The following is a 24,375-nucleotide window of genomic DNA, read 5'->3' on the forward strand; positions in this document are numbered from 1 at the left end:
AACCGGCGGTTCTGCGTTCGGCTCCTATCCGTGCTAGGCGGCGACAGGAACGGTGTTACCTCAATTGAGGGGCGATGGTCGCCTCAGACCGAGAAACCCAGTGCGCGGAGTTGTTCGCGTCCGTCCTCGGTGATCATGTGTGGACCCCACGGTGGACGCCAGACCCATTCGAGATCGAGTTTGCTCGCGGTTCCAGATCCCACGACGGCTGTCTCCGCCTGTTCCTCCAGAATGTCCGTCAATGGGCATGCCGGGGAAGTCAGGGTCATCTGGACGACGGCCTCATCGCCGTTCTCGATCCAAATGTCGTAGACCAGACCGAGGTCCACGACGTTGATACCCAGTTCGGGGTCGATCACGTCGCGCATGTACTCCTCGACATCGCTCGCCTTGGCGAGATCCGCCTCGGACTGCTCGGGACGAACCCGCTCAGTCTTCTCATCAGACCTGTCCGGGGGCAGATCGCTACTGTCGGACGAGATCGCGTCGGGATTCTCTGTCTGGTCGGTCATTTCTTCTCCTTGAGTGCTTGAGCGGTCGCGGCCTGGAATGCCTTCCATCCGAGCAGTGCACATTTGACGCGGGCGGGGTACTTCGAAACACCAGCGAACGCGATGCCGTCGCCGATCAGGTCGGCGTCTCCCTCTTCGGTACCGCGGGAGGTGACCATCGCCTCGAATGCGGAGACGCTCTTCATCGCATCCTCGACACTCGCACCAACGATCTCCTCAGCCATCACGGACGTTGAAGCCTGGCTGATGGAACAGCCGACGGCGTCGTAGGAGACGTCCTCGACGGTCTCGCCGTCCTCCGAGAGACGGACCCGGAGCGTGAGTTCGTCACCACACGAGGTATTGACGTGGTGAACCTCGGAATCAAACGGGTCCCGGAGTCCCTTGTGCTGTGGATGGCGGTAGTGGTCCAGGATGACCTCCTGGTACATCTGTTCAAGTCGCATCAGTTGACCCCGAAGAACTCTCGGGCCCGGAGGATCCCGGCGCCGAGCCGGTCGACCTCATCGGGCGTGTTGTACATGTAGAACGAGGCGCGTGCGGTCGCCTGCACCCCGGAGGCACGGTGGGCCGGCCACGCGCAGTGGTGTCCGACCCGGATCGCGACAGAACCATCGTCGAGCACCTGCCCGAGATCGTGCGGATGGATTCCCCTGACGGTGAAGCTGACGGCACTCCCCCGGTCATCCGTCGTGGGCGGACCGATGATCTGGACCCCCTCGATACCAGACAGGACATCCAAAGCGCGAGCCGTGAGGATTTTCTCGTGGGTCGCGATGGCATCCATCCCGACTTCGGAGAGGAAGTCAACCGCGGCTCCGAGCCCGACTACCTGGCTGTTCATTTGGGTACCCGCCTCGAACCGCTGCGGGGGCGCGGTATAGGTGGATCCCTCCATGGTAACCTTCTCGATCATCGAGCCACCGGTGAGGAAAGGCGGAAGCGCCTCGAGAACATCCGAACGGCCGTACAAGGCTCCGACCCCACTGGGGCCGCACATCTTGTGACCGGAGAACGCGGCGAAGTCGACCCCCATGGCGTGGAGGTCCACCGCCTGATGGGGTACAGACTGGCACGCATCGAGCACAGTGACGGCCCCGGCGGAGCGGGCACGCCGGACGATTTCGGCGACGTCCGTCACCGCGCCCGTCACGTTGGACTGATGGGTGAAGGCCACAACTTTGACCGTCTCGTCAAGCTCAAGGGAATCGAGGTCGATCCGGCCGTCGGCAGTCATTCCGTACCACTTCAACGTCGCGCCGGACCGGCGGCAGAGTTCCTGCCAGGGAACGAGGTTCGCGTGATGCTCAAGCTCGGTGACCACAACAGTGTCGCCTGCCCCGACCCGGTACTCCCCCGAGCGGTCGTCACCGAGCACATGGGCCACAAGGTTCAACGCCTCGGTGGCGTTCTTGGTGAAGACGATCTCAGGCTCGTCGACACCGACGAACCTCGCGATACGTTCACGTGCGGATTCATAGGCGTCGGTGGCCTCCTCGGCGAGGAGGTACGCTCCGCGGTGGACCGGTGCATTACTACCGAGCACGAAGCGCTCCTCCGCACGCCACACCCGCTCGGGGCGTTGCGACGTCGCGCCGGAATCGAGATAGGCGATGGGCGAGCCGTCGCGCCCGGTCCGATTCAGGATCGGGAACTCCGCGCGGACCGCCGCTACATCCAGGCTGCCGTCGGGGTTACGGTACATCGGGGATCCTCCGATCATCAGAGGAAGCGGTCGTAGCCGTTGGCCTCAAGCTCATCAGCCAGTTCCGGTCCACCGGAGGTGACGATGCGTCCGTTCGCGAAGACATGCACGTGATCGGGCTTCACGTAGTTGAGGATCCGCTTGTAGTGGGTAATCAGGAGCAGCCCACCGTTGTTGCGGTCACGGTAGTTGTTGATGCCCTCGCTCACCACGCGCAGAGCATCGACATCAAGCCCGGAATCGGTCTCGTCGAGGATGGCGAACTTCGGACGGAGGAGACCGAGCTGGAGAATCTCGTGGCGCTTTTTCTCACCACCGGAGAACCCCTCGTTGACGCTGCGCTCGGAGAACGTGCGGTCGATGGACAGCTCGTCCTGCGCCTCGCGGACTTCCTTGATCCAGTCACGCAGTTTCGGTGCTTCACCGCGGACCGCGGTGACCGCGGTCCGCAGGAAGTTCGCCATTGAGACACCCGGAACCTCCACCGGATACTGCATGGCGAGGAACAGTCCTGCGCGGGCACGCTCGTCAACCTCCATGTCGAGTAGATTTTCACCGTCGAGAAGGACTTCGCCACCGGTGACCTCGTACTTTGGATGGCCGGCGATCGTGTAGGACAGCGTTGATTTGCCGGAACCGTTGGGCCCCATGATCGCGTGGGTCTCGCCGGACTTGATCGTCAGATTGACGCCCTTGAGGATCTGCTTGGGCTCACTGTGTTCGTCGGTGGCGGCAACCTGTGCCGAGAGGTTCTTGATTTCAAGAGTGCTCATTATGGATTCTTTCTTGGGCTATGAGGTGTAGTACTGCGGAGGCTCCGTGTGTAGGGCACACGGTCGACGTTTTTACGTTCTTAGAGGCGTGTTCCCTCGAGCTCCTCGGCGATCTGCGCTTCGAGCTGATCACGAACGGCCTTGACCGGGATCCGGCCGATGACCTCGGAGAAGAAGCCACGGACGATCAGACGGCGTGCCTGGTTCTGGTCAATGCCACGGGAGAGCAGGTAGAAGAGCTGGTCATCATCGAACCGTCCGACGGTCGCCGCGTGACCTGCACCGGCGATTTCGCCGGTCTCGATCTCGAGGTTGGGGACTGCGTCCGCACGAGCTCCCTCAGTAAGAACAAGGTTGCGGTTCGTCTCGTAGGTATCGGTTCCCTGAGCATTTGCCCGGATGAGGACGTCGCCGACCCACGCCGTGCGCGCCTCGGGGCGATCGGAGTTCGGGTCAGCCTGGAGAGCGCCCTTGTAAAGAACGTTGGAACGGCAGTTGGGTTCGGCATGATCGACTAGGAGCCTCTGCTCGAAGAACTGTCCGTCATCGGCGAAATAGACACCGAGCAGTTCGGCGTCACCACCCGGGGCGGTGAATTTGACGCTCGGGATCAACCGAATGACGCCGCCGCCGAAACAGGCGACATTGTGGCGGAGCACTGCGTCGCGGCCCATCGTGGCGCGCTGGTTTCCGAGATGCACGGCGGTATCGTCCCAGTCGACGTGGACGACAACCGTCAGTCGAGCGTTATCCCCGATGACGTACTCGTGGTTGTCCGCGTGTGTGCCGTCACCTGTGTAACGGATGTTGACGACTGCTTCGGCGCCATCCTCGACGAAGATGCTAACCGCCGTGAAGGAGGTTACGTCATCCCCCTTACCCGTGATCGTGACCGTGACGGGCTCCCGGTTCGTCGAGTTCTTCGCGAAGGTGACGAGTGTCGCCTCCTCCATCGAGGTCCATGCCTGGGCTCCGACCCTGTCGACCGGAGCGCCGGCCGCACCAATACGCTCGTCATCCCGCGTCACGGTCTCGACGCACACGCCATCGGCGGCAGAGGGAACATCGACGGAGACATCTGCTGTGGTCGCCGTGGCGAACTTACCGTCGTGCAGGCCCCGCAGTCGACGCAAGGGCGTGAATCGCCAGACCTCGTCGCGTCCCCGGGGAACGTCGAAATCATCGACGTTGAAAGAGGTGAACAGGTCACCCTTGGTGTCGTGGTAGGTCGCATTCTTGACGCGTTCCACTTTTGTTTCGGTCATCGGGTTTAACCCACCGATCCTTCCATCTGCAGTTCAATCAGGCGGTTGAGTTCGAGCGCGTACTCCATCGGAAGTTCCTTGGCGATGGGCTCGACGAAACCACGAACGATCATGGCCATGGCCTCATCCTGTGCGACGCCGCGGCTCATGAGGTAGAAGAGCTGGTCCTCGGAGACCTGGGAGACGGTGGCCTCATGGCCGAGGGAAACGTGGTCGTTCCGGATGTCGTTGTATGGGTAGGTGTCTGACCTCGAGATGTTGTCCACCAGGAGTGCGTCGCACTCCACGTTGGAGGTCGAGTGGTGCGCGTTGGCGTTGATCTGGACGAGCCCCCGGTAGGCCGCGCGGCCACCCGACCTCGCGACGGACTTGCTCACGATGTTGGATGACGTGTGCGGCGCCATGTGGACCATCTTCGCCCCGGTGTCCTGGAACTGTCCCTCACCTGCGAAGGCGACGGAGAGTACTTCCCCCTTGGCGTGGGGTCCGGTCATCCACACGGCCGGGTATTTCATCGTCACCTTCGAGCCGATGTTGCCGTCGACCCATTCCATCGTGGCACCCTCTTCGCACTTGGTGCGCTTGGTGACGAGGTTGTAGACGTTGTTCGACCAGTTCTGGATCGTCGTGTAACGGCAGCGCCCGCCCTTCTTCACGATGATCTCGACGACCGCGGAGTGCAGGGAGTCCGACTTGTAGATCGGTGCAGTACAACCCTCGACGTAGTGGACGTACGCGTCCTCGTCGACGATGATGAGTGTCCGCTCGAACTGGCCCATGTTCTCCGTGTTGATGCGGAAGTAGGCCTGCAAGGGGATGTCGACGTGCACGCCTTTGGGGACGTAGATGAACGACCCACCGGACCAGACCGCGGTGTTCAAGGCCGCAAACTTGTTGTCGCCTGCGGGGATGACGGTACCGAAGTACTCGCGGAACATGTCTTCGTGCTCCCGCAGGGCGGTATCGGTATCGAGGAAGATGACGCCCTGTGCCTCCAGGTCCTCGCGGATCTGGTGGTAGACGACCTCGGACTCGTACTGCGCAGCGACGCCTGCGACGAGGCGTTGCTTCTCCGCCTCCGGGATACCCAGCTTGTCGTAGGTCTCCTTGATGTCCGCGGGGAGCTCGTCCCACGTCGTCGCCTGCTTCTCCGTCGAACGGACGAAGTACTTGATGTTGTCGAAGTCGATTCCGGAGAGGTCAGCTCCCCAGGTGGGCATCGGCTTGCGCTCGAAGATGCCGAGTGCCTTCAGCCGGTTTTTCAGCATCCATTCGGGTTCGCTCTTCTTGCCGGAGATGTCCGAGACGACCTCGGCGCTGAGTCCGCGCTTCGCGGCCGCACCGGCGACATCAGGATCGTGCCAACCGTAGTTGTACGCGCCGATCGAGTCGATGATCTCCTCATCGGTGCGGGGGGCGTCGACAACCGGCTTTTCTTGGGCCTGGGTCATTTAGCCTCTCCTTTCATCAGGAGTGTGGGTTATGGGTGTCAATGTGAGCTGCCCGACCGGAACGTTGGTGGTGCAGATGCCGTGGCCCTCGGCGATGGACGCCAAGGGTTGCACGTGATTGCCGAGCAACCTGGCGATCGCCTCATGCTCCGCCTCACAGAGTTCGGGGAACTCCGAGGCGACCTGGGAGATCGGGCAGTGGTGCTGACAGATCTGCACGCCTCCGCCGGCATGGTGCACCGTGGCGGCGTAACCGTGAGCGGAGAATGCGTCCGCAACCGCGCGGGCTGTCGCGGGGACGGACTCCTCATCGTCAGCGGGTGTTATCCCGTCAACGATCGTCGAAATGCGCCGGCGGGCAAATGCCCGGACGGCCTCCTCCCCACCCGTCTCCCGCAGTGCCTGAAGAGCGGAAACGGCGAGGGAGTCATAGTCGTGGCCAAACGTCGCACGGCCCCGGTCGGTGAGCCGGAAAGCTTTCGCCGGGCGCCCCCGTCCGCGGCCACGCCCGACGGGGTGGGTGACCTCGACCAATTCATCGTCAACCAGAATGTCCAGATGTCGACGTACACCCGCTGCCGAGAAACCGAGGTGGGCCCCAATGTCCGAGGCGCTCACCGGCGCCCGCTCCAGCAGTGTCCGGAGAATCGCACGGCGAGTATCGCCGTCCTGAGGACGGAACGAATCTGTCGGGGAGCAGGTAGACCGGGACTCGGCCTGATCGGGTCGTGCTGTCGTCACCGTTGTCACCTCCTGCTCTCTCGTTCGTTGTTTCCTCCGGGTGGTTCCCGGGAGGCCGCCGCCGGTCTACCGATACCGGGAGAGGCAGAGAACGGATAACCGGGATACGTCTGTCAACGGTGGGACAGACCCGCCGCTCATCATTAGACAACACAAGTGTTCCGTAATTCATTCCCGTTGTCCAACTGGTGAAGATACCCGGTGGACCAGCGCTCTGCACCGACGGCCGACAGCGTCGACCGTGGACAGCGGTCCCGCGGTTGACCACCGTTCAGTACCGGGATGCCCGACCATCGTGCACCGGACAATCACGGGCGCCAGGGGTATCCACAGCCAAATACCAATACCCCCGACCGTTCGGCAATGTCTTCCCCTGGACAGCGCGGGGCACTGTTCGCGGCGTCACCCGGTTAGAATGCCGGTGTGCCAGATGCCCCTTCCCGCCGAACGGTGATCCTCCGCGCGCTCACCGGGGAACTCCCGCGGCTGGGGTCCGCAGGCTCGCGGTCCGCGTCCCTTCACCGGACCGGAGGCGTCGAGGATCCCCGGGCGTACCCCGGGGCGTCCGTGCTCCCGGTGCGATTCGCCTTGCTCCGCTGGATAGGAACGGTGGGAGCCCTGATGCTGAGCTTCGGTGCCCTCGGTGCGGGGGCACTCCCGGTCACGGCGAATGTCTACCGGTCGTTCCCCGGTGGTTCGCTCATGCAACGCATGCTGCAGACCTCATCTACCGTCGCGCTGACTGGAGTCGCCCTCATCGTCATCGCGTGGGTGCTGATGGCACCGTACGTGGGCACCAGCATTTTCCATGGGGGCACCCGACAGATTCGGGTCAGTGCGGGACAGCTGTACCGGACCTTCGCGGTATGGATGGCGCCGATCGCGCTGAGTGCACCGATGTTCACCCAGGACATCTATTCATATCTGGCCCAGGGAGCCATCACCGCGAGAGGACTTGATCCTTACAGCGCCGGACCAGTCGACCTCCTCGGCCCCGACAACCCACTCGCCCGTTCCGTACCGCTGATCTGGTCCCATTCCCCCTCACCCTACGGACCGGTGGCCAGCGGTATCTCCGCCGTCATCTATCAAATCTCGGGAGAATCCGTCTTCGTCGGCGTCTACCTCCACCGCCTGGTGGCTGTCTTGGGGATAACTGCCGCAGGCTGGGCCTTGAGCCGCCTGGCATCCCGGTGCGGCGTCAGTGTACAGGCCGCCCTATGGCTTGGGGTGCTCAACCCGCTGACACTCCTCCATCTCGTCGGGGGCATCCACAACGAGTCGGTGCTGCTCGGTCTGTTGCTCGTCGGCATGGAGACCGGTCTCCGGGGTGTCGACCGCGTCACGGCGGCGTTCCGGCGGGACCGGTGGGCGGGATGGGCCTTGGTCACTGTCTCTGGGATGCTCATCGCCGGCGCAGGCATGGTCAAGATTACGGGCTTCATCGCTCTCGGATTCACCGGGATGGCGTTGGCCCGCGCGCTCCGATCAAGGGGCGTGCATCCGGTGGCCGCCGTCGCCGCTGCGGTCCTGTTCCAGGGCGGTGTGATGACCGCCGCGGTGGTCGCACTCACCGCGACCACCGGGATCGGTCTCGGCTGGGTGACCGGACAGGGCGGTGCGGTGGCGGTGCGGTCCTGGATGTCCGCAACGACAGCCCTCGGTGTCATTGCCGGTGGGATCGGCATGCTCGCAGGGCTCGGCGACCACACCGCAGCCATCTTGACGGTCACCCGGGCCGTCGGTGTCACCGTCGCCGGAGTCTTCATGGTCCGAATGCTCATCGCTGTCTACCGGGGCACGATCCACGCCATAGGCGGCCTCGGGATCTCGACGTTCGTCCTCGTTCTGTTGTTCCCCGTCGTCCAACCCTGGTACATGCTGTGGGCGATCCTACCCCTCGCGGCATGGGCGAACCGCCCCCTATTCCGGGTGTCCGCGACCGTCTACTCGGCGGTCGTCAGTTTCTTCGTCCTGCCCCGCGGGCTGCCACTCCCACCCGGAACGGTCGCCGGGATCTACCTTTCTACGGCGGTGTCAACGGTCGCCGTGACTGCCCTGCTGTGGTGGGCTGTACGACGTTGGCACCCTCGTGTCATAGACTGGCCGTCGTGACTGAGACAGATGATGTGCGGCGACGGACGGGCAACACCGCCACAGCCCCCGCGTTGGAGACCCGCGGACTAACGCGGATCTTCGGCGACGTCCGCGCCGTCGACCATCTGGATCTCCGAGTCGAACCGGGAACCGTCTTCGCGCTGCTCGGCCCCAACGGGGCGGGTAAAACGACGACGATCGAGATGTGTGAAGGATTCACCGAACCCACGTCCGGACGAGTCCGGGTTCTCGGTCTGGATCCTGTCCTCGACGCCGATGCCGTGCGACGCAAAATCGGGGTGATGCTCCAGGGTGGCGGCGCCTACCCGGGCATTCGGGTGCGAGAGATGCTCGAACTGACCGCCTCATACAGCGCACACCCCCTAGATCCCGACTGGCTCCTCCAACTCGTCGGTCTCACCCGGCACTCCCGGACCTCGTATCGCCGACTCTCCGGGGGCCAGCAACAACGCCTCTCCCTGGCCTGCGCCCTCGTCGGACGGCCTGAGCTCGTCTTCCTGGATGAACCGACTGCAGGAATGGACACCCAGTCCAGGCTCGCCGTGTGGGAACTCGTGAACTCCTTGCGCCGAGACGGGGTGACGGTCGTCCTCACCACCCACCTCATGGACGAGGCGGAGGCTCTCGCCGACCGCGTCGTTATCATCGACCGTGGTGTCAAGGTTGCCGAGGGAAGTCCCGCGGAGCTCACCGCACTGACCGGCGGCGGTGCGGCACAGATTCGGGTCGATACCTCCGCACAACTTGACCCGATCTTGTTCCGCGCCTCGTTGATGTCCTCTGGACACGAGGAGGGAGCGACCCTCACCGCAACGCGTCCACTGTCCTACCGGATCCAGGCCCGCCCGACACCGGATCTCGTCGCCGCCATCGCCTCGGCTGCGGCGGAACAGAGCGTACTGATCCGCGGGCTGGGCATCGACCACCGGAGTCTCGAGGATGTCTTCCTCGACATCACCGGGCGCGAAATGAGGAGCTGACAGTGATACCAGAGCAACCCGACACCCGTACCGGTGGCGAGGCCCGATTCGCACCCGGAACCTTCTCCCCCGATCCGCAGCAGGCCGGCGCCGTACACATGCTCCTCGCCCAGGCACTGATCGAGGCACGACTCTTCCTCCGGCACAGTGAGCAGCAGCTACTCAGTCTGGTGATCCCCCTCGGCTCACTCATCGCCCTGTCGCTCGTGCCGCTCCTCGATGCCGAGAATCCGGTGGCGCTCGTCCTCCCGCTCACACTCGCGATCTCGGCGGTGTCCGCCGGGTTCACTGGTCAGGCCATCGCCGTCGCATTCGACCGGAGGTATGGTGCCCTGAAACGAATCGGGGCCTCCGGTGTGCCCCGGTGGGTGATCATCACGGGCAAGGTCCTCGGGGTACTCGCTGTGTCGGCCGTACAGACCGTCCTGCTCTGTGTGACCGCCCTCATCCTGGGTTGGCGCCCGGATGTCGCCGCGCTTCCGGTAGCCGTCCTCACCCTGATCGTCGGTGTCGCGACATTCACCGCACTCGGTCTCCTCATGGGCGGAACCCTCAGCTCGGAGATCGTCCTCGCGTTGGCGAACCTCGTCTGGTTCCTACTCATCGGAATGGCCTCCTACGTCCAAATTCGGGCGGGAAGCATTGGCGACTGGGCCGATTGGACCGTCATTATTCCCTCTGTAGCGCTGACCCAGGGCCTGACCGGGGCACTATCCGGTGGGTTTCCCGGTGTCGAGCTGCTTGTCCTCACGGTCTGGGCCACCATCGGTGGCATCGTGACTGTGAAGGTGTTCAAGTTCACCGCCTGACCCGTGGGCCTCATCCCTGTACCATCTGACGGCACGATAGGATCAGGGGCGTGAGAACCAGCCCAGCTCCTTCCCTATTCACCCACCCACTCCAGTGGTTCCGCTCCCTCATCGACGGTCCCGAGGTCCGGATCCAGCGCCGGTTGGCGATGATCCTGCTCGTCTGTCAGGCAGGCATCACGGTCACCGGTTCAATCGTTCGGGTCACCGGTTCCGGCCTCGGGTGCGTCACCTGGCCTAACTGTCAGCCCGGATCGCTCGTTCCCGTGGCCGGCGCCGCCCCGTGGGTTCATCAGGCGATCGAGTGGGGCAACCGCCTTCTGACCTTCGTGGTAGCCTCCGCCGCCCTGCTCGTGTTCATCGCGGTAGTGCGCGCCGCCCGCCGCCGCGAGGTCATCATCCAGGCCTTCATCCAAGGCATTGGAGTTATCATCCAGGCGATCCTCGGCGGAATCTCCGTCCACCTGGAGCTCCGGTGGTGGTCGGTGGCCATGCACTTCCTGCCGTCGATGCTCCTCGTCTGGCTCGCCGCGATCCTGTGGGTGCGGATCGCCGAGCCCGATGACGGCACCCCTACCGAAACCTATCCCAGACCGCTCCGTTCCCTGGCGGTCCTCTCCGCGGCGACTCTGGCGGTCGTTCTCGGAACGGGAACGATGGTCACCGGCGCCGGAGTGCACTCCGGCGACTCCGGGGTCGGCATGGAGGGCCGGTTGGACATCGATCTCGCCCGCATCGCAAACATCCACGCCCACTTCATGTACCTGTACCTCGGGCTGACGGTAGGCCTGGTCATCGCGCTCGTCACCGTCGGGGCGGCGCTCCGAGCCAGGCGGATCGGGTGGATCCTCATCGGGTTCATTATCCTGCAGGCGGCGATCGGCATCATCCAGTTCAACTTCGGCGTCCCCCGGTGGACCGTCCCGGTCCACGTGGGTCTCTCCGGAACAGTGGTCGCATTCACCGGTGTGCTCTTCGCCTACGGCCGGGACAGAGTCGGAGGAGATGTGGGAACCACCGGCTCCCGCGACGGTGACCGGCGGCGCCGGAAACGCACCTCCGCACGGGATGCCGGAGTCGGCGGCGGAGCCCGCGTAGCCTGATCACGGGCGGCGGGCTGGTGACGCACGTTAAGATTGACCTATGCGAGCTATCCGGATATCCAGTCACGGCGGGCCCGAGGTTCTGGAACCCGCCGATGCCCCACGCCCCACGCCGAATGATGACCAGGTTCTGGTTGCCGTTGACGTCGCCGGGGTCAACTACATCGACACCTACTACCGGGAAGGCGTCTACAACGCCGAGCTCCCGTTCATCCCCGGACTCGAGGGAACGGGCCGCGTCGTCGAGGATCCTCGCGGCGAGATCGCCGAGGGAACCCTCGTCGCCTGGTGCGATGCCTTCGGTTCCTACGCGGAGTACACCGTCGTCCCCCGGGACCGGCTCGTCGCCGTACCCCGCGGAATCAATCCCCACACAGCCGCATCCATGCTCCTCCAGGGGATCACCGCGCACTACCTCACCGACGGCGTCTATTCACTGCGCGACGGCGACACCTGTCTGCTGACGGCGGGTGCCGGTGGGGTCGGCCTGCTCGCCACACAGATGGCGGCCGCCCGAGGCGCGACCGTCTACGCGGTGGTGTCCACCGATGAGAAAGATGAGCTCGCCCGCCGCGCCGGTGCCGCCGAGGTATTCCGCTACTCCGACCGCCTCGCCGACCAGGTGCGGCACGCCAACGGCGGAAACGGTGTCGACGTGGTCTACGACGGAGTCGGCAAGGCCACCTTCGACCAGTCCCTGCGGGCGGTGCGTCCACGGGGCACCGTGTGCCTGTTCGGTGCAGCCTCCGGACCCGTGGACCCCATCGATCCGCAGCTGCTGAACACCCACGGATCGATCTTCCTCACACGGCCCTCCATTGGCGCGTGGACCGCGCGGGAGGGTGAGTTCGTCATGCGGGCTCAGGCCGTCACCCAGGCGATCGTCGAGGGACGGCTGAATGTCCGCGTCGGATCCGTCCATCGGCTCGAGGATGCCGCCGTGGCGCACCGTGAACTCGAATCCAGGGCTACCACCGGGGCGATCGTCCTCGAGGTCTCATGAAGAAGTGCCCCGGCCGGGAAGGCCGGGGCACCCGCGGTGTTCGTGTCGTACGCTCAGAAGAAGGTCGTGGATACCCCGAGCATCTGCCCGACTGTCTCCAGCCCGAAGAAGGCATCGAGTGACAGCGCGACGAAGACCGCCGCGAGGTAGTTGTTCGAGAGGATAAAGAGCTTCAGCGGTTTGACCTCCACTCCACGTAGGACGGCGCGATGCAGGAGGTGGGCCATGATGAGGAACCACGCACCCGCAGCGACCGCCACAGCCGCGTAGATGAATCCCGCGGCCGGAATAAGCAGGAAGGTCGTGATCACAGTCGCCCAGGTGTACAACACGATCTGGCGGGTCACCTGTGACTCCGTACGGACCACCGGCATCATCGGCACACCCGCGGCCCGGTAGTCCTCCTTGTACCGCATCGCCAGAGCCCACGTGTGCGGCGGTGTCCAGAAGAATATGATGAGGAACAGCACGATCGCCTGCCACCACTGGGGTGGTACTCCGGCGGGGAGATTGTCAGTGATCACCGCCCATCCGACGACAACCGGCATGCAGCCGGCGGCTCCACCCCACACGACATTCTGCGGAGTGCGGCGCTTCAGCCACTTGGTGTAGACGAAGATGTAGAACGCGATGGTGGCCATAACGAACAGCGCGGCGAGGAGGGACCGGCACAGCAGCCACAGCCAGAGGAAACTGACCACCGTCAGCGTCCACGCGAAGATGGTGGCGTTCCGGTTGGTCACGACCATCTTCGCGAGCGGACGTCGCTCCGTACGTTTCATCACCTTGTCGATGTCACTGTCCGCGACCATGTTGAAGGTGTTCGCCGCAGCGGCGCCCATCCACCCACCGACCACGGTCAGGAGGATCAACCCGACGTGGTTCTCACCACGGTCCGCCTGGAGCATCGCGGGGATCGTGGCGACCAGAAGTAGCTCGATGACTCTTGGTTTCGTCAGCGCAAGGTACGCCTTTATCGTCTCCAAGGACCATTCCTCCAGCAGATGTCGGGTCGAAGCGCCAGTGAGTCTCGGGCTTCAGGGGTATGCCATCGGGGGCGACGCCCGGTCAACCGGATCCCTCCAGCGTGATTCCGGAGCCGGAATGTGTGAAAGACGGACCCACCACTGACGTGGCAGTGTGCCCTCGGCAATAAACTGAGGGTACACACCCGATCGATCTTAACTGCCGTCGGCCCCTGTTCACAGTCTCAGGTATCGACCTCCCCCTTCCGGAACCGCCCCGCCGTACCCCTACCGGTGCCGGGTGATTCCGCCGTCACCCCCACCACGATCCAGCATTCCGTGAACCCGCCATCGGGCCGGGAGCACACGGATACCGACGAGCCGTTAAGCTGGTGACGTTGACCGCCCCGGGGCACACGTCCCGCGGCTGACGAGCGCGCCAGTATCTGGCCATCCGAACGAAACGAGGAACCAGACCGTGACACTGTCTGACGAATTGAAGGAATCCACCCGCCGCAACTACCCGGAGGACTGGACCGACCTCGACACCCGGGCCGTCGACACGGCCCGCATCCTGGCTGCTGATGCGGTGCAGAACTGCGGGTCGGGACACCCTGGGACCGCGATGAGCCTCGCCCCCCTCGCGTATACGCTCTTCCAGCGCACGATGGACATCAATCCCGCTGAGCCGACCTGGGCCGGCCGCGACCGCTTTGTCCTGTCCTGCGGGCACTCCTCGCTGACCCAGTACATCCAGCTCTTCCTCGGTGGCTTCGGTCTCGAGATGAACGATCTCGAGACACTCCGGACCTGGGGCGCGAAGACCCCGGGACACCCCGAGTACCGACACACCGACGGGGTCGAGATCACCACCGGCCCCCTCGGACAGGGCCTCGCTTCCGCGGTCGGCATGGCGATGGCCGCGCGCCGCGAGCGAGGGCTCTTCGATCCCGAGGCACCCACTGGCGAATCCCCCTTCGACCACTTCATCTACTGCATCGCCTCCGACGGCGACATCGAGGAGGGCGTGACCAGCGAGGCGAGTTCCCTCGCCGGAACGCAGGCACTCAGCAACCTTATCGTGTTCTGGGACGACAACCGGATCTCGATCGAGGAAGATACCCAGATCGCCTTCACCGAGGACACCGTCGCCCGCTACGCGGCCTACGGGTGGCAGACCCTCGAGGTCGAATCCGGTGAGGATGTCGCAGCGCTCGAGTCAGCGATTGAGGAGGCCAAGGCCGATACCTCCCGCCCGTCCTTCATCAGAGTCCGCACGATCATCGGTTACCCGGCTCCGAACATGATGAATACCGGCGCGGTTCACGGCGCAGCGCTCGGCGACGACGAGGTCGCCGCGACGAAGAAGGTACTCGGTTTCGACCCCGATGTGTCCTTCCACATCGACGACGAGGTGCTAGCCCACACCCGTTCCCTCGCGGATCGGGCCGCCCGGAAGACCGCAGCGTGGACCGAGAGATTCGATGCCTGGGCCGAAGCCAACCCGGAGCGCAGGGAGCTGTTCGATCGGCTCGCGGCCCGCACGCTCCCGCAGGGCTGGGCCGACGGCCTGCCGACCTGGGAGGCGGACGCCAAGGGTGTCGCCACCCGAAAAGCCTCCGAGGCAGTCCTCCAGGCACTCGGTGCGACGCTGCCCGAGCTCTGGGGCGGTTCCGCCGATCTCGCGGGCTCCAACAACACCGTCATCAAGGGCGCACCGTCCTTCGGTCCCGAGCACATCACGACCGACACGTGGACCACGAACCCCTACGGCCGGAACCTGCACTTCGGTATCCGCGAGCACGCGATGGGCTCGATCATGAACGGCATCGCCCTGCACGGCGGCACCCGCCCTTACGGCGGCACCTTCCTGATCTTCTCTGACTACATGCGTCCCGCGGTGCGCCTTGCCGCACTGATGGGTACCGACGCCTACTACGTCTGGACCCACGACTCCATCGGTCTGGGCGAGGACGGCCCGACCCACCAGCCGGTCGAGCAGCTTGCGAGCCTCCGTGCCATCCCCAACTTCTCGATGCTCCGCCCCGCGGACGCGAACGAAACCGCGGCAGCGTGGAAGCACTCCCTGCTCTACCGGGAGGGGCCGAAGGGCCTCGCGCTCACTCGCCAGAATGTCCCGGTTCTCGAGGGGACCGCAGAGAAAGCCGATGAGGGAGTCGCCCGCGGCGCCTACATCCTGGTCGAGGGGTCCAAACCCACCCCGGACGTGATCCTCATGGGTTCTGGCTCCGAGGTACAGCTCGCCGTCGAGGCGGCCGCGGTCCTCGAGCAGGACGGCATCGCCGCCCGCGTCGTCTCCGTCCCGTGCATGGACTGGTTCGAGGAGCAGGATGCCGGGTACATCGAGTCCGTCCTCCCGGCGTCCGTTACCGCCCGAGTCTCCGTCGAGGCCGGCATCGCGATGCCGTGGTACCGCTGGCTCGGTACCGCAGGACGCCCGGTCTCCCTGGAGCACTTTGGTGCATCCGCACCGTACGAGAAGCTGTTCGAGGAGTTCGGCATCACGACCGACGCGGTCGTCGCCGCTGCCCGTGAGTCTCTCTCCGCAGCACGCTGACAACTCACCCGCCCGCTAGCCGGGCCACCGCGTCTCCTCGTGTTGTGGGGTCGTGGTGGCCCGATCCACGGTCGCCGTAGATTCCGCGACGCTGCACCACAGGAGAAAGCCGACTACCCTCGTGTTCCGGAACCGAGGGACAGTTGAACCCCCACGCCTGCACTAGGAGCCGCCACCATGAACCACATCGATGAACTCGCCGAGATCGGCACTGCCACCTGGCTCGATGATCTCTCCCGCGACCGCTTGGACAGCGGAAACCTCAAGGAGCTCCTGACCTCCAAGTCCATCGTCGGGGTGACCACCAACCCGGCGATCTTCGCCGCAGCCATGACGAGTGGCACCGCCTACGACGACCAGATTGCCGTCCTCAAGTCCGAGGGAGCCGACGTCGACGCCGCGGTCTACGCCATGGCCGTCGATGATGTCCGCCGCGCGTGCGACGTCTTCCGGGACACGTTCGAGCGCACCGGCGGAGTCGATGGGCGGGTGTCGATCGAGGTCGATCCCCGCATCTCCGATGACGCCGAGGCGACCATCGCCCAGGCCCGGGAGTTGTGGAACAGGGTCGACCGCCCCAACCTCCTCATCAAGATCCCCGCGACCCCCGGCTCGCTTCCCGCCATCACCCGGGCACTAGCCGAGGGAATCAGTGTGAACGTCACTCTGATCTTCTCCTGTGACCGCTACCGCGAGGTCATTGACGCGTACATCGCCGGCATTCGGGCTGCAGCGGAGAACGGCCATGACGTGGCTGGTATCCAATCCGTTGCATCCTTGTTCATCTCTCGCCTCGACGTCGAGGTCGACCGTAGGCTCGAGGAGATCGGGACCAACGCCGCACTCGCGCTGCGTGGCAAGGCCGGTGTCGCCAACGCCCGTCTAGCCTACGAGCTGTTCCGCATCTCCTTCGCCGATGCCGCGCTGCCCGAAGGTGCCACCATCCAGCGTCCGCTGTGGGCATCGACCGGGGTCAAGAACCCCAATTACCCCGACACCCTGTATGTGACGGAGCTCGCTGGTCCCCAGACGGTCAACACCATGCCCGAACCCACGATCGATGCGGTCCTCGAGCAGGGTACCCTCCACGGAGACACCCTCACCGACCGTGCCGAGGAATCCCGCGAGGTGCTCGCAGCTCTCACGGCAGTCGGCATCGACCTCGATGACGTCTTCGACGTCCTCGAACGCGAGGGCGTGGAGAAGTTCGAGAAGAGTTGGAACGAGCTCCTCGACTCCATGCGCCGACGCCTCTGACCGTTTTCCTCCTCGACACCATCCACCCACCGGTGACAGTGAGCCGGTGGGTGGATCCCACCACCGACAAAGCAGGCAGACACAACCGTGAGCAATACCCTGACCGGCCTCCCCGACAATGCACCCTGGTTCAATCCACTCCGCGACAGCCAGGACAAACGCCTGCCGCGCATCGCCGGTCCCTGCGGAATGGTGATATTCGGCGTCACGGGCGACCTCGCCCGGAAGAAGCTCCTTCCGGCGATCTACGATCTGGCGAACCGGGGACTACTCCCCGCAGGCTTCGCCCTGGTGGGTTACGGGCGACGGGAGTGGTCGAAACAGGATTTCGAGGACTACGTGCACGAAGCCGTCGTCGCCGGTGCCCGAACCGAGGTCCGGGCCAATGTCTGGGAGAGGCTCGCCGAGGGAATGGAATTCATCAGCGGTACCTTCCGTGACGATGCCGCCTTCGACACCCTCGGTGCGAAGCTCGCGGAACTCGACCGTACCCGGGGCACGGCCGGGAACTGGGGTTTCTATCTCTCCGTTCCCCCGGACTACTTCTCCGACGTCTGCCACCAGCTGAAGCGATCCGGATTAGCGGAGGCCCCCGCCAACTCCTGGCGCCGCGTCATCATCGAGAAGCCCTTCGGTCACGATCAGGACTCCGCCCGGGAACTCAACCGCGTGGTCAACGCGGTGTTCCCCGAGGACTCTGTGTTCCGGATCGACCACTACTTGGGCAAGGAGACCGTCCAGAACATCATGGCGCTCCGGTTCGCGAACCAGCTGTTCGATCCCCTCTGGAACAGCCACTATATCGACCACGTACAGATCACAATGGCGGAGGACATCGGTCTCGGTGGCCGCGCCGGCTACTACGACGGCATCGGCGCCGCCCGCGATGTCATCCAGAACCACCTGCTCCAGCTCCTCGCGCTGACAGCGATGGAGGAACCAGTGAGTTTCACTCCGGCGGAACTCCAGGCCGAGAAAATCAAGGTCCTCCGCGCCACGGCCCCCGTGTACCCGCTCGCCAAGACCACGGCGCGGGGCCAGTACACGGCCGGGTGGCAGGGCTCCACCCGTGTTCCCGGTCTCCGTGAGGAGGAGGGGTTCTCGGATGACTCCAACACTGAGACCTACGCCGCCTGCACCCTGGAGATCAATTCCCGCCGCTGGGCCGGGGTACCGTTTTACCTCCGGACGGGAAAGCGACTCGGTCGGAGGGTCACGGAGATCGCGCTGATCTTCAAGCCCGCCCCCCATCTGCCATTCGGTGACGTCATGACCTCGGCGCTGGGCCAGAACGCCGTCGTGATCCGGGTTCAGCCGGACGAGGGCGTCCTCATGCGTTTCGGTTCCAAGGTCCCCGGCTCCACCATGGAGGTCCGCGACGTCAACATGGACTTCTCCTATTCGGAGGCGTTCACCGAGGAGTCACCCGAGGCCTATGAACGCCTCATCCTCGATGCGTTGCTCGACGAGTCGAGTCTCTTCCCCACCAACGAGGAGGTCGAGCTGTCCTGGCAGATCCTCGATCCGATCATCCAGTACTGGGCACAGCACGGACGCCCCGAGGACTATGAGGCTGGCACCTGGGGTCCCGCGTCCGCGGACAGGATGCTGGCCCGCGAGGCCCGTACCTGGCGCCGACCCTGACGTCCGCCTCCCCCCACACTGCTCCCACGCCGTCCCAGTCCGAAAGGCACCCATGATCATCACAATGCCCGACACCGACACCCGGGAGATCGCCGCCAAACTCGTGTCCATTCGTGAATGGGGTTCACAGGTCACGACGGGTCGGGTCCTCACCCTCATCGTCGTAGCTGACGCCGATGACGACGTCGAGGCACTCATAGCCGCCACGAACGACGCGTCCCGGGAACATCCGTCCCGGGTCCTGGTCATGGTGACCGGTGACTCATCGGCGGAGGCGTCAACGGTCGACGCCGAGATCCGGATCGGCGGTGACGCTGGCGCCTCCGAAATCATCCTGATGCGGCTCAACGGCGAGGTCTCCGACCACGTTGAAGCCGTAGTCACCCCCTTGCTGCTGCCGGACACCCCGATCGTCGCCTGGTGGCCGGGTACAGCCCCCGTCAACCCCTCGACTGACCCCATCGGCCGGATCGCCGCGCGACGGATCACTGACGCACTCTGCGATCCCCCGGAGGATTCGATCTACCGACGCCGGAATCACTACCGACCGGGCGACTCGGACATGGCCTGGTCACGGATCACCCAATGGCGCGGCGTTGTCGCGTCGACACTCGATCAGCCGCCGCACGAGGGGGTCCTCGATGCCGAGGTCCACGGGCCCGCGGACTCCCCCAGCGTCGATCTCGCCGCAGGGTGGCTCGCCGACCGATTCGGTGTCAACGTCGTCCGGCAGTCGACCGGTCAGGATGCCGTCCCCGTCGATGACGAGGGCCGCGAGTGTATCGCGATCACCCGCGTCGTTCTTTTCCGGAACCGGTCGACAATCACGGTGGAGGTCCGCGACGCGGAGACGCTCTCCGTCTCTGTCGACGGAGACCCCTACGGGCTCGTCGCCCTCGGCCGCCGGAGCCAGGCGGACTGCCTTGCGGAGGAGCTCCGACACCTTGACCCCGACCTCGCCTACGCGCGTGCACTACGTGGTCTGAACCGCGTTCGGTACGTTGACGCGTTCACCGACTGATCATCACGACCCCAGGAAGGAACCCACCATGGTGGACATCACGCGTGTCCGAGACCTCAATTCGCTCATCACGGCAGCCGCGACCAGAATGACCCAGACCATCGCCGCCGTGCAGGCCGGTGGCGGACGGCACGGCGACGGCGTGGCACGCGTGGTCCTGACTGGTGGTGGTGCAGGAATCGGGTTGCTCGAGAAGCTGGCGGAGTTCGATGCGACTGCCCGCACCATGAGCGACGACTTCCCCGTCGTCCACATCGACTGGTCACGGGTCCATGTGTTCTTCGGCGACGAACGCAATGTCGATGTCACTCACCCCGAATCGAATGAGGGTCAAGCCCGGGCCGTGCTCCTGGACCATGTGGACATCGACGAAGCCAACATCCACGGCTACGGTCTCGGCGAGCGCACTCTCCACTCAGCCGTGGACGACGTCGCGCGGGACCTCCGCGCGTTCGCGCCTAGAGGCTTCGACCTCCATCTGCTCGGCATGGGCGAAGAAGGCCACATCAACTCGATCTTCCCCCACACCCCGGCAGCTCTGGAGGAGGAGAACTTCGTCGCCGCGGTGACCGATTCTCCGAAACCGCCTGCGGAACGGGTCACACTAACATTGCCTGCGGTCCGATCGGCCGACCGCGTCTGGTTGCTCGTCGCGGGAGCAGGAAAAGCTGAGGCAGCCCGAGCGGTGATCGATGGCGCTGCTGCGGAGGACTGGCCAGCCGCAGGTGCCCGGGGTAGATCGGAGACCGTCTTGTTCCTCGACGATGCGGCAGCCGGTCTAGGCCACTGATCCGGGCCCGCTCCACCCCACCCCGGAGCGGGTGTGGATGATGGTCGGGAAATGCGAAACGCGAGACCGCCGCAGACCACCACTTTCCCACTCAAGGTGGTGGCGCGCGCGGTTCCGTTGTGTCGGGCTCCTCGAAGGTTTACCGTCAGCGGCTGAATCACCAGTGCTGGGGCGTGCACGCGTTCTCCGTGTCGAAAGCCCACCACCCGGCGTAGGGTGGTGGGCGGAGAAAACTGCACGAGACCGGGACAATGTTGTGCCACGATCTTGGCAACGATGCGGAAGTACCCCCGTAACGCCAGGACAATGTGGGAGCCGGAGGTTTGTCGCGTGGTGTCACGTGGGGCCGGGACGGTCCCGGATGTGACGGGGCCACAATCGGTGTTGTTCTAGCCGACGTAAGCGTGGATCAGGTTCAGCCCGACGATGCAGACGATCCAGATGATCGCACAAATGATGGTGACCCGGTCAAGGTTCTTCTCGACGACGGTGGAGCCCGAGAGATTCGACTGCACGCCGCCTCCGAACAAGCTCGAGAGACCGCCGCCCTTGCCCTTGTGCAGCAGCACGAACATGGTCATGCCCAGGCAGGCCAGGAAGAGAACGATCTGAAGCGTAAGCACCATGGAAACGTGGATCCTTTAATCGTGGATAGGTCTGTCTTGTCCGGCCCCTGTCCGGGTCAATGAGACCGTTGATGGTCTCACCGGATCAACGGCCGTCGGATACCACCATACACGCCGGTGGACGTGAAACGCCCGTGGTACCGGAGATCCGCCGCCCGCGCCGGCTGTGGGCTGCGGACCCGGTTCACCGGCCCCAGCTATCCCGAGTTCCGGAGAGCGGTGGCCAGGCCGTTCATGGTCAGCTGGATACCGTCCGGGACACCCTCATCGGAATCTCCGGCTCGGTAGCGGCGGAGCAGCTCCAGTTGGATGACGTTGAGCGGGAGCAAGTACGGGTACCTGCTGCGCACCGAACGTTCCAGGGTCGGGTTGTCCGCAAGTAGACGGTCGGCGCCCGTCACTATAAGGAACATGTCGGTAGTCAGCTCGTACTCCTCTGAGATCGCCCTCGAGATTCGTTCGGCGACCTCCCGGTCCTTGACTAGCGACGCGTAGAGCTCCATCAGCGGCATCTCGGCCTTCGCCATTACCTGCGCCATGTTCGACATCACGGATGTGAAGAACGGCCAGTTCCGGTAGAGCGCACGGAGTTCCTCGAGGCGATCCGGGTCGTCCGCTATCCACTCCCGGAGGGCGCTGCCCACACCGAACCACCCGGGAATCATCGCGCGGGACTGCGACCAGGCGAGAACCCACGGGATCGCCCGGAGATCCCCGATGGACGAGGTTTGCTTCCGGGACGCGGGACGCGAACCGATGTTCAGAGCACCGATCTCCTGCAGTGGAGTCGAGGTGGTGAAATACTCGATGAAACCCGGGTCCTCGTGGACGAGGGTCGCGTACTTCCGGCGGGATAGTTCGGCGATCTCCCGCATGATCTCGTGTGCTCGTTCCGGATGATCGAGGTCATCGACGGGGAGAAGCGATGCCTCCAGTGTCGCGGAGACGAGTGCCTCGAGGTTGCGGCGCGCGGTAGTCGGGTGGCCGTACTTGGCCGAAATGATCTCCCCCTGCTCCGTGACCCTGACTGACCCAGAGACAGCTCCCTCCGGCTGTGCGAGGATCGCCTCGTAGCTGGGTCCGCCCCCGCGTCCGACTGTGCCTCCGCGTCCGTGGAAAAAGCGGAGCCGGATCTGGTTCTCTCGGCAGGCCTCGACGATATCGAGTTCCGCGTCGTACAGCGCCCAGTTGGCCGCGAAGTAGCCGCCGTCCTTGTTGGAGTCAGAGTACCCGAGCATGACCTCCTGGATCTCGCCCCGATGCCGGATGTAGGACCGGTAGACCGGGACATTCCAGATATCCCGGAGAATGGACGAGCCGGCCCCTAGGTCTTCGATCGTCTCGAAGAGTGGGATGATGTCAATGTCGCCGCGCGGCTGACCCCGTTCGATCCGGATGAGGCCGAACTCTTTGAGCAGAACCATAGGTTCGAGAATGTCGGACACCGACTGGGCCATCGAGATGATGCAGTGGGGCACCATCCGCTCGCCGAACTTGTCCACCGCCTCAGCGGCGGCCGCGATGATGTCCAGTTCACGCTGGGTCTCCTCACTGAAGTCCTGAGGATGCGGTGGGATCAGCGGGCGCGGTGAACCGAGCTCCGCGACGAGTATCTCCCGCTTCGCGTCCTCGTCCAGCGAACGGTATTCCCCGGTGACCCCGGCGTGGGCGAAGACCTCGGTGAGCACGTTCTCGAAGGACTCGGAATTCTGGCGCAGGTCCAGCGAGTAGAGGTGGAACCCGAAACTCGCCACCGCGGACCGGATCCTACCGAGCCGGTCGTCCGCGATCAGTCCGTCGTAGGAGTCCCGCAGCGCCGTATCGATGACGTCCAGATCTGCCGCGAACTCCCCGGGGCCCGGGTAGGGCTCGTGGCACTTGTACCAGGTTCCCTCCACAGAATCCTGCCCGATGAGCTGGGCCTGGGTGGCGGCGATCCGTCCCCGTATACCGTGCACCGCCCGCCGGTATGGCTCGTCCACCCGACTGGGTACATCGTTGTGTCCACGGTCGGCGAGTTCGATGAGTTCGCGGCTGACCTCGGACAGTCGGTCGGACAGGGACAGCTCATGCTCCAGTTTGTGGAGCTGGGCGGCGTAGAACTTGAGCACGGTCTGGGCGGCGCGGGTCGTCGCGTAGCGCAGGGTCGTCGCCGTGACATAGGGGTTTCCGTCGTGGTCTCCCCCGATCCAGGAACCGGGCTTGACCACAGCAGTCGATGGCACGGTGTCGCCGTACCTGGCCTGCAGCTCGTGCCGCACATCGTGGTTGATCGCGGGGATCTGCCGAAGAAGGCTCAGTTTGTAGTAGCGGAGCCCAACCTCGATCTCGTCCTCGATCCTCGGACGGACGACGCGGATGAGAGCGGTCTGCCACAGGATCGTGATCCGCCGCTGGATCGCCCGATCGATCTCGCTGATACGCGCATCGGTCCGAATGTTCCGCGGACCCGATGCGATGTCGTGGCGTTCCTGCATCAGGGCCGTGATGTGCTTCTGTACATCGAACACGGTACGGCGACGGGTCTCCGTCGGGTGTGCGGTGAGCACCGGTGCGACCTCCGCCCGTGCCACAGCCGCCGCTACGGCCTCCGCGGTGATGTCGGCTTCCTCGAGTTTGACCCAGGTCGCCTCGAGGGTGGAGTCGGGGGCTGGCGCCCCACCGTCGAGAATCGCTTGGCGGGTGTTCTCGTCGTTGAGGTCCTCGACCAGGTTGACCAGTAACGCAAAGTGGGAGAAGGCCCGTACGACCTTGATCATTGTGGAGGTGTCGCGGTCACGGAACATCCCGACGAGATCGTCGAGGGTCCGTTCCCCCTTCGCGACACCGAAGGACGCTCGGCGCGCGCCTTCGACCAGGTCGAAGATGTCGTCGCCCTCCTGTTGACGGATGACGTTTCCGAGGATACGTCCGAGATGCCGGATATCCTCGCGAAGTTGTTCAGGCACGGTGTGTTTCCTTATCGGTTGGCGGTGGAGCCGGAATTCGGTCCGGGCGCCGGGGTGTACGCGATCTGCCAGCTGTTCTGCGCAGA

Annotated in this window: 20 protein-coding genes; 10 read left to right on the plus strand and 10 right to left on the minus strand. The window is 64.6% G+C overall.

Translation table 11 applies throughout. The features are described from left to right. Positions 1–83: 83 nt before the first annotated feature. The 7 genes from JDV76_RS05895 to JDV76_RS05925 all read right to left on the minus strand — a co-directional run bounded on the left by JDV76_RS05895 (position 84) and on the right by JDV76_RS05925 (position 6,447). Complete coding sequence (locus tag JDV76_RS05895; RefSeq protein ID WP_198735947.1) at positions 84–512, minus strand: metal-sulfur cluster assembly factor; 429 nt, start codon at positions 510–512, stop codon at positions 84–86. After that, complete coding sequence (gene sufU, locus JDV76_RS05900) at positions 509–958, minus strand: Fe-S cluster assembly sulfur transfer protein SufU (protein ID WP_198735948.1); 450 nt, start codon at positions 956–958, stop codon at positions 509–511. The genes JDV76_RS05895 and sufU overlap by 4 nt, the downstream gene beginning before the upstream one ends. Continuing rightward, positions 958–2,217 (minus strand): SufS family cysteine desulfurase, encoded by a 1,260-nt coding sequence (locus JDV76_RS05905; RefSeq protein WP_198735949.1) that lies wholly within the window; start codon positions 2,215–2,217, stop codon positions 958–960. The genes sufU and JDV76_RS05905 overlap by 1 nt, the downstream gene beginning before the upstream one ends. A 17-nt stretch (positions 2,218–2,234) precedes the next feature. Next, complete coding sequence (gene sufC / locus JDV76_RS05910; protein ID WP_198735950.1) at positions 2,235–2,990, minus strand: Fe-S cluster assembly ATPase SufC; 756 nt, start codon at positions 2,988–2,990, stop codon at positions 2,235–2,237. Between the two features lie 80 nt (positions 2,991–3,070). Continuing rightward, on the minus strand, positions 3,071–4,255 hold the full coding sequence (sufD, locus tag JDV76_RS05915) for a Fe-S cluster assembly protein SufD (RefSeq protein ID WP_198735951.1): 1,185 nt from the start codon (positions 4,253–4,255) through the stop codon (positions 3,071–3,073). Between the two features lie 5 nt (positions 4,256–4,260). After that, a complete protein-coding gene (sufB, locus tag JDV76_RS05920; RefSeq protein WP_198735952.1) occupies positions 4,261–5,706 on the minus strand; it encodes a Fe-S cluster assembly protein SufB in 1,446 nt (481 codons plus the stop codon). Next, a complete protein-coding gene (locus tag JDV76_RS05925) occupies positions 5,707–6,447 on the minus strand; it encodes a helix-turn-helix domain-containing protein (protein ID WP_198735953.1) in 741 nt (246 codons plus the stop codon). It abuts the gene before it with no gap. Positions 6,448–6,870: 423 nt separating this feature from the next. Here JDV76_RS05925 and mptB point away from each other — a divergent pair, with 423 nt between their 5' ends. From mptB to JDV76_RS05950, 5 genes are all read left to right on the plus strand, one after another. Further along, on the plus strand, positions 6,871–8,562 hold the full coding sequence (mptB, locus tag JDV76_RS05930; protein WP_198735954.1) for a polyprenol phosphomannose-dependent alpha 1,6 mannosyltransferase MptB: 1,692 nt from the start codon (positions 6,871–6,873) through the stop codon (positions 8,560–8,562). After that, the gene (locus JDV76_RS05935) at positions 8,559–9,545 is read left to right on the plus strand and encodes an ABC transporter ATP-binding protein (RefSeq protein WP_248140827.1); all 987 of its coding nucleotides are present in this window, start codon (positions 8,559–8,561) and stop codon (positions 9,543–9,545) included. Before mptB ends, JDV76_RS05935 begins: the two co-directional genes overlap by 4 nt. A gap of 5 nt (positions 9,546–9,550) precedes the next feature. Continuing rightward, on the plus strand, positions 9,551–10,354 hold the full coding sequence (locus tag JDV76_RS05940) for an ABC transporter permease (RefSeq protein ID WP_376992951.1): 804 nt from the start codon (positions 9,551–9,553) through the stop codon (positions 10,352–10,354). A gap of 149 nt (positions 10,355–10,503) precedes the next feature. After that, positions 10,504–11,457 carry a COX15/CtaA family protein gene (locus JDV76_RS05945; RefSeq protein WP_198736427.1) on the plus strand — a complete coding sequence of 318 codons (954 nt, stop codon included), beginning with the start codon at positions 10,504–10,506 and terminating at the stop codon, positions 11,455–11,457. 40 nt (positions 11,458–11,497) lie between these two features. Further along, a complete protein-coding gene (locus tag JDV76_RS05950) occupies positions 11,498–12,460 on the plus strand; it encodes a quinone oxidoreductase family protein (protein WP_198735955.1) in 963 nt (320 codons plus the stop codon). Positions 12,461–12,513: 53 nt separating this feature from the next. On the opposite strand, the gene JDV76_RS05955 is transcribed toward JDV76_RS05950, so the two are convergent. Continuing rightward, a complete protein-coding gene (locus JDV76_RS05955) occupies positions 12,514–13,446 on the minus strand; it encodes a heme o synthase (protein WP_198735956.1) in 933 nt (310 codons plus the stop codon). A 457-nt stretch (positions 13,447–13,903) separates the two neighbouring features. Here JDV76_RS05955 and tkt point away from each other — a divergent pair, with 457 nt between their 5' ends. From tkt to pgl, 5 genes are all read left to right on the plus strand, one after another. Further along, the gene (gene tkt / locus JDV76_RS05960; RefSeq protein ID WP_198735957.1) at positions 13,904–16,003 is read left to right on the plus strand and encodes a transketolase; all 2,100 of its coding nucleotides are present in this window, start codon (positions 13,904–13,906) and stop codon (positions 16,001–16,003) included. Positions 16,004–16,180: 177 nt separating this feature from the next. Then, complete coding sequence (gene tal, locus JDV76_RS05965) at positions 16,181–17,260, plus strand: transaldolase (RefSeq protein ID WP_198735958.1); 1,080 nt, start codon at positions 16,181–16,183, stop codon at positions 17,258–17,260. A gap of 87 nt (positions 17,261–17,347) precedes the next feature. Then, the gene (gene zwf, locus JDV76_RS05970; RefSeq protein WP_248140823.1) at positions 17,348–18,904 is read left to right on the plus strand and encodes a glucose-6-phosphate dehydrogenase; all 1,557 of its coding nucleotides are present in this window, start codon (positions 17,348–17,350) and stop codon (positions 18,902–18,904) included. A gap of 52 nt (positions 18,905–18,956) precedes the next feature. Further along, complete coding sequence (locus JDV76_RS05975; RefSeq protein ID WP_198735959.1) at positions 18,957–19,925, plus strand: glucose-6-phosphate dehydrogenase assembly protein OpcA; 969 nt, start codon at positions 18,957–18,959, stop codon at positions 19,923–19,925. A gap of 28 nt (positions 19,926–19,953) precedes the next feature. After that, complete coding sequence (gene pgl, locus JDV76_RS05980; protein ID WP_198735960.1) at positions 19,954–20,715, plus strand: 6-phosphogluconolactonase; 762 nt, start codon at positions 19,954–19,956, stop codon at positions 20,713–20,715. A 389-nt stretch (positions 20,716–21,104) separates the two neighbouring features. Here the strand turns inward: pgl and secG are convergent, their stop codons facing one another. After that, the gene (gene secG / locus JDV76_RS05985) at positions 21,105–21,341 is read right to left on the minus strand and encodes a preprotein translocase subunit SecG (protein WP_198735961.1); all 237 of its coding nucleotides are present in this window, start codon (positions 21,339–21,341) and stop codon (positions 21,105–21,107) included. A gap of 197 nt (positions 21,342–21,538) precedes the next feature. Beyond that, a complete protein-coding gene (ppc, locus tag JDV76_RS05990) occupies positions 21,539–24,289 on the minus strand; it encodes a phosphoenolpyruvate carboxylase (RefSeq protein WP_198735962.1) in 2,751 nt (916 codons plus the stop codon). Between the last annotated feature and the right edge of the window lie 86 nt (positions 24,290–24,375).

Source organism: Corynebacterium marambiense, assembly GCF_016342275.1.
GTDB lineage: Bacteria > Actinomycetota > Actinomycetes > Mycobacteriales > Mycobacteriaceae > Corynebacterium > Corynebacterium marambiense.

Excerpts from the sequence above, each read along its gene's own strand:
- JDV76_RS05945 (WP_198736427.1), top strand. The coding sequence starts at position 10,504 with ATGATCCTGCTCGTCTGTCAGGCAGGCATCACGGTCACCGGTTCAATC.
- sufB (WP_198735952.1), bottom strand. The coding sequence starts at position 5,706 with ATGACCCAGGCCCAAGAAAAGCCGGTTGTCGACGCCCCCCGCACCGAT.
- sufD (WP_198735951.1), bottom strand. The coding sequence starts at position 4,255 with ATGACCGAAACAAAAGTGGAACGCGTCAAGAATGCGACCTACCACGAC.
- tal (WP_198735958.1), top strand. The coding sequence starts at position 16,181 with ATGAACCACATCGATGAACTCGCCGAGATCGGCACTGCCACCTGGCTC.
- secG (WP_198735961.1), bottom strand. The coding sequence starts at position 21,341 with ATGGTGCTTACGCTTCAGATCGTTCTCTTCCTGGCCTGCCTGGGCATG.
- sufU (WP_198735948.1), bottom strand. The coding sequence starts at position 958 with ATGCGACTTGAACAGATGTACCAGGAGGTCATCCTGGACCACTACCGC.
- JDV76_RS05975 (WP_198735959.1), top strand. The coding sequence starts at position 18,957 with ATGATCATCACAATGCCCGACACCGACACCCGGGAGATCGCCGCCAAA.
- JDV76_RS05905 (WP_198735949.1), bottom strand. The coding sequence starts at position 2,217 with ATGTACCGTAACCCCGACGGCAGCCTGGATGTAGCGGCGGTCCGCGCG.
- pgl (WP_198735960.1), top strand. The coding sequence starts at position 19,954 with ATGGTGGACATCACGCGTGTCCGAGACCTCAATTCGCTCATCACGGCA.
- JDV76_RS05950 (WP_198735955.1), top strand. The coding sequence starts at position 11,498 with ATGCGAGCTATCCGGATATCCAGTCACGGCGGGCCCGAGGTTCTGGAA.
- JDV76_RS05895 (WP_198735947.1), bottom strand. The coding sequence starts at position 512 with ATGACCGACCAGACAGAGAATCCCGACGCGATCTCGTCCGACAGTAGC.
- sufC (WP_198735950.1), bottom strand. The coding sequence starts at position 2,990 with ATGAGCACTCTTGAAATCAAGAACCTCTCGGCACAGGTTGCCGCCACC.